The 4,599-nt window shown below is 66.9% G+C and carries 6 protein-coding genes and 1 pseudogene; 4 read left to right on the top strand and 3 right to left on the bottom strand.

The features are described 5' to 3' along the window. The first annotated feature begins 575 nt into the window (after positions 1 to 575). From FNH05_RS32885 to FNH05_RS32875, 3 genes are all read left to right on the top strand, one after another. Positions 576 to 887 (top strand): hypothetical protein, encoded by a 312-nt coding sequence (locus tag FNH05_RS32885; protein ID WP_144592739.1) that lies wholly within the window; start codon positions 576 to 578, stop codon positions 885 to 887. 94 nt (positions 888 to 981) lie between these two features. Further along, positions 982 to 1,182: a hypothetical protein gene (locus tag FNH05_RS32880; RefSeq protein WP_144592738.1), complete on the top strand. Its 201-nt coding sequence runs from the start codon at positions 982 to 984 to the stop codon at positions 1,180 to 1,182. Next, the gene (locus FNH05_RS32875) at positions 1,179 to 1,907 is read left to right on the top strand and encodes a DUF2637 domain-containing protein (protein ID WP_246128086.1); all 729 of its coding nucleotides are present in this window, start codon (positions 1,179 to 1,181) and stop codon (positions 1,905 to 1,907) included. The genes FNH05_RS32880 and FNH05_RS32875 overlap by 4 nt, the downstream gene beginning before the upstream one ends. Positions 1,908 to 1,978: 71 nt before the next feature. On the opposite strand, the gene FNH05_RS32870 is transcribed toward FNH05_RS32875, so the two are convergent. Next, positions 1,979 to 2,497, bottom strand: a complete 519-nt coding sequence (locus FNH05_RS32870; protein ID WP_246128085.1) for a DUF6933 domain-containing protein — start codon at positions 2,495 to 2,497, stop codon at positions 1,979 to 1,981. A gap of 55 nt (positions 2,498 to 2,552) precedes the next feature. After that, a complete protein-coding gene (locus FNH05_RS32865) occupies positions 2,553 to 3,002 on the bottom strand; it encodes a hypothetical protein (RefSeq protein ID WP_246128084.1) in 450 nt (149 codons plus the stop codon). Positions 3,003 to 3,254: 252 nt separating this feature from the next. Here FNH05_RS32865 and FNH05_RS32860 point away from each other — a divergent pair, with 252 nt between their 5' ends. After that, entirely contained in the window at positions 3,255 to 3,734 is a 480-nt protein-coding gene (locus FNH05_RS32860; RefSeq protein ID WP_186382855.1) for a hypothetical protein, read from the top strand. Between the two features lie 3 nt (positions 3,735 to 3,737). On the opposite strand, the pseudogene FNH05_RS32855 reads toward FNH05_RS32860, so the two are convergent. Further along, a pseudogene (locus tag FNH05_RS32855) lies at positions 3,738 to 4,599 on the bottom strand (Eco57I restriction-modification methylase domain-containing protein); the annotation flags it as partial.

Raw genomic sequence — 4,599 nt, 5'->3', positions numbered from 1 at the left:
CCCCCATCCCACCCGGCACCTACACCATCCGCATCCACGCCAAAGGCTTCAACACCATCTCCCCCGACGGCCTCCACGGCAACGACCTCTACCACGCCATCCTCTGGCCCGGCATCGAACAACAACCCGAAGTACTCAAGCGCTACCCCGACCCTCTCCCCGGCGGCTGAAAAACCCACAGGACGGGCCGTCCGCCGCTCGCAGGCAACGGCGAGAAACGGCGAGCTGCCTATCTGGCAGCCGCGTTCTGCGTAAGAGGCTCGCGTGGAGGCCTGTCACCGAGGCGACAGGTGTCGTCACCGATTGGTCGCGGTAAACCCACCAGCCGAGCCAGGTAGGACAACTCCAAGGTCGGCCTACATCGCCTTCCCATGGGTGACCCGAAATTTGACAAGGCCCGAAGTCGCCCCCATGACGGAGATACCAGAGCAGCAGCACTCCTGGAGGTCGTCATGGCATGGGTTGAGCAGTCAGGGCAGCATTCCTGGCGAGTCCGATACCGGCCCACCGGGACCGGCGTCAGGTCAGTGGGCGGGTTCCGCAGCGAACGCGACGCGCGCGCTTACGCCGCGGGCATGGCCACCGACCAGCGACGCGGCACCTGGGTCGACCCCGCCGCCGGCCGCACCACCCTCGCCCAGTGGGTCGCATGCTGGCTGCCCGCCCTAGACCTCGACGAACGCACGCTCGAGAGCTACCGCAGCCGACTGCGCTGCCACAGCCTGCCCCGCTTCGGCCACGCGGCGCTCGGCGCCCCAGAGCTGCCCCAGAACGAGCAACAGAAGCGCGGCGTCAACGATCACCCGAGATCAAACGAGGGCACAAGAAAACCCCTCCGACCAGTACAAACGACTGAATCGAAGGGGATCACTAAGAAGTGGGCCTAACGCATCAGCATACGAACCGCTCAGTGCTGGTCGAAGGCCCTGAAATCACCATCCGTCCGGTGGGCACCCGTCGCCTGGTGGCGGGTGGTTCTCGATGAACAGCGACCCGATCATCGCCGGGTTGCCCCCGGTCCAGGCCAACGGGCTGGCCTGGGTGGCGTGCAGCGTCGACTTTCTCCAGGTCCGCGTTCCGCACGTGCCGGTCGGCCGGTCGGTGACCGGTTCGCAGGTGTTCGCCTGCGTCGCCTGCGACCCGGCCAACGTGCGGCACGCGCTGGGAGGTGTGCTGCGGTGAACGCCACGGCAACCATCCGGGGAGGCCGGGACCAGGCGCTGTGGGTGCAATGCGCCTGCACCGCGCTGGTCGCACTTGGCGCGGCATACGCCTCCTACCGGCACGGGCGGGAGTTCGCGCTGCGGTTCGGCGCGGACCAGACCACGGCCGCCATCTGGCCGTTGATCGTGGATGGGCTGCTGACGATGGCCACGGTCGAGCTATGGAAGACCAACGGTGGCCCGCGGGCGAGTGGCCGGTGGGCGGCGTGGTTAGCGTTCACGCTCGGGATCTCCTTGTCCTTGTGCGCGAACATCGCTGCCGCGCCGGAACTGAGCGTGTTCGCCGTAGCTGTGGCAGCGTGCCCGCCGCTGGCGCTGCTGCTGGCGGTCGAACTTCTCAACCAGGCGCTCAAACGCCACCGCGCAGACACCGCGAACGAGACAAGCCCCGAGACCGGCGAGACAGCCGAGGTCGGAAAAGAGACGGGGCGGGTGGTGCATCTCGCGGTGGTCTCGGAGCAGTCCTGCCCGCCGACCGCCGAACAGCGAATGTGGGCCTACTACGTCACCGAACGGTCCAAGGGGCGCACGCCGACTGGCGCGGAGCTGGACCGGATCGCGGGCACGAACAACTACGGCCGTCGCCTCTTGCGGCAGTGGCGAGGGCAGGGCCGCATCACGGATGACGCCACGGTTGGTCATCAGCAGCCCAGAACGGAGCGCGGCGCCATCAGGCTCACATGAGCGTTCTTGGCCTGCCTGGGCTATGCGTCCAGTGGCGTACGGATGACGAACGCGTCTGGTGGCGCTCGACGTCAGGTAGTGATCGCTTGCAACGTGGCGGTGAGTTCGCGGTCTGGGCTGACGTTTCTGCTGTACAGCGGGCTGCACGGGGTCGTGGCCAGTCGGACCGCGAGTTCGACAAGGCCCACGGTGGGATCGTTGTGGTGGTGGATCTCGGCGAGGCGGGCGAGCTCGGTCATGACGCCCACCACGCTGCGGTTCGCAGTGACACCCAGTTCGACGGTTTGCATGTGCCGCCGTTCCTGGTTGACGACCGTGACGGGAGTCTGGTGGGCGGTCAGCACCGTGCTGATCTGCTCGGCGATTCGGCTGGTCAGAGTCGCCGCAGGTGCCAATGGCAGCAGCACGGGCAGCAACGTCACCTCGTTGACCAGCAGCACGACCCGCGGCCGCCAGAACAGGACGGTGGCATACCACGGACCCAGCAACGTCGTGCCCCGATCGTTGTCCCGCGCGGTGGACGGACCCGCCAGGCGCAGCAGCTTCTTGGTGGCGCGCACGATCAGCACCCGGCCATCCTCCCCGCCCACGATCGCAGCACCCCATGGGGGCGACGTTGCCGCGGCAACGTCGCCCTCATGGGGGTCACGCGGCGCCGTGGGTCTCGGCTTCGCTGACGAGTTCCGGGCCAGTCGCTTGGGCACCGGCCAGTGCGACGAGTGCGTGGTCGAGCAGGCGTCGCACGGCCGAGTTCAGGGTTGTGCACTCGCTGTCGATCTTCGTTGCGGACTTCTGGATCGTGGCCGACAGCTTCTTGACCGAGTCGATCTTCACCAACTGGTTGAATGCCTCGGCGATCTTCTCCTCAGCCGTGGCGACCTCGTGGACGCCCTTGCGGCTTGCCGTCGCGATGGCGGTGGTTCGCAGGAGCATGACCACGGTGCGCAGGAGGTCGGGGGTGTCGTTGTCGGGGTCGAAGGCCAGCACGAGCCGCTGGGTGCCGATGACCCGGAGGATCTGGCCGCCGTTCTGGTCGATGGTGCGGACAAGCCCGAGCGATGCGACGGCGTCCCGGTTGCGCTCGGCGTCGACCAAGTAGTCGGTCCAGCCGGGACGGGGTCGAGTCGGTCATCTCGATGACGACCCGCGTGGCGCCGTCGTTCAGGCTCAACACAAACGCGACTCTCAGTACTCTGTGTGAGTCCTACAGGATGACTGAGGGAGGTGTGCTGTGGCGGGTGCCGCGCCGACGTTGACACGCAGGATGTCGCGGATCTGGCTCGTGTCCGTCGCCCGGTCGTGAGCATGTGGCGCAGCCGGGCGCGCGTCCGCGGCCAGCTTGTGCCCTTGCCCGACCCCGTGGAGGTTTCAGGCGGGAGGGAGCGATTCCGCCGCGAAGACATCGTCGAGTGGCTGCAACGTACTGGCCGGGGTAACAACGCGGAGGCCAACCTCGATGCACCAGCATTGAGCGTGCCTGATGACGTACCCCTGGACGTGCTCGTCACGTGGCTCTGCCTCGCGGCGCTGGCGGGGGAGGAACTGGCGGAAACGACACCGGAGCAATGCGCGGCGCTGGCACGCAGCGTCGACCCCGACGACCGGATGCTGCTTCGCGAGATCCAGACGTCCAAGCCCGCCGCCTGCACCCTGCGGTTCATTGACGACCTGGTCGAGGCCTCATATGGCCTTGGCGAGGCACTCGATCGTCTGGACCAGAGCAGGGCGGCTCGGGCGGTGGGCGCTCGCGACCTTACCTCCGACGCGATCGATCTCGTCCATGCCGTCGCAGATGCCTGCGCCCTCCACCTTGATCCGGGTGGATGAAGATCATTCTTCTCGAGCAGGGTGGCGGGGACCAGACCCTGCAGGGATTTCGGCTAGCGGGGACCAAGCCGAGCCGCCGGGGGCAATGGCGACAGCCATGCGGTCGTAGGCCTCCAGGACGAGGCGGCGGGTGCGGTACTCGCCATAATCACGTTCGTCATACTTACGGAGCACGGCGAAAGAGTCGAGGACGTGCTCGGCCTCAGCGCGGGTCAGACCATAGATATGGAGGAATGCGGCGTCGAGGTCCGCGCGCAGAAGTGACCTGCGTTCGGGGTCCCAACGGAACGGCGGCCCCTCGTCCCCCATTTCGCGGGCGTACGGCTGCAGGCGCCAGGAAGTGTAGGAGAGTTCGAGCACGTATGGGACGACCCACTCGGACAGGGTGAGGCTGGTCCGCCAGGGCGCTGCCTCGGCGAATGTCGCCGGGGTCGGACATGCGAGCTGCTTGACTACGGCATACGTCATATTCGTGCCGCTGAGCTTCTGTCGAACCACGTAATCAAACGCCAGCGACGACCACACTGCCTGCAGCAACGCCCCGTTACCCGGAAAATTGGGAAAGGCGAGTGGAAAGGCGTGGTTTATCGCAGCAGTCGGTAGCACGGCTGACACGAACGTGCGCATGTCGCTGGCGCGGGCGATATTGCGCCAGCCGAGGAGCCAGTCGCGGTCCCATTTGCCGTGGAGTGCCTTGGTGACCTCCGGGCGGGCGATCCAGTACCGGGCGAGGGGTTCCATCGTCGGGTCGTCGTGCTGCTCGGTGGTGGGGCGGGGAAGCGAGCCGACGTTGAGCTGGGCTTGGGTGGCGTCGCGGTAGGTGGAGAAGCGGTGGTCGAAATGGCCGAGCATCTTTGCCTCATAC

Source organism: Amycolatopsis rhizosphaerae (genome assembly GCF_007713715.1).
Taxonomy (GTDB): Bacteria; Actinomycetota; Actinomycetes; order Mycobacteriales; family Pseudonocardiaceae; genus Amycolatopsis_E; species Amycolatopsis_E rhizosphaerae.
The sequence above is the reverse complement of the archived record's forward strand: the minus strand, read 5'-3'. Positions and strand labels throughout refer to the sequence as shown.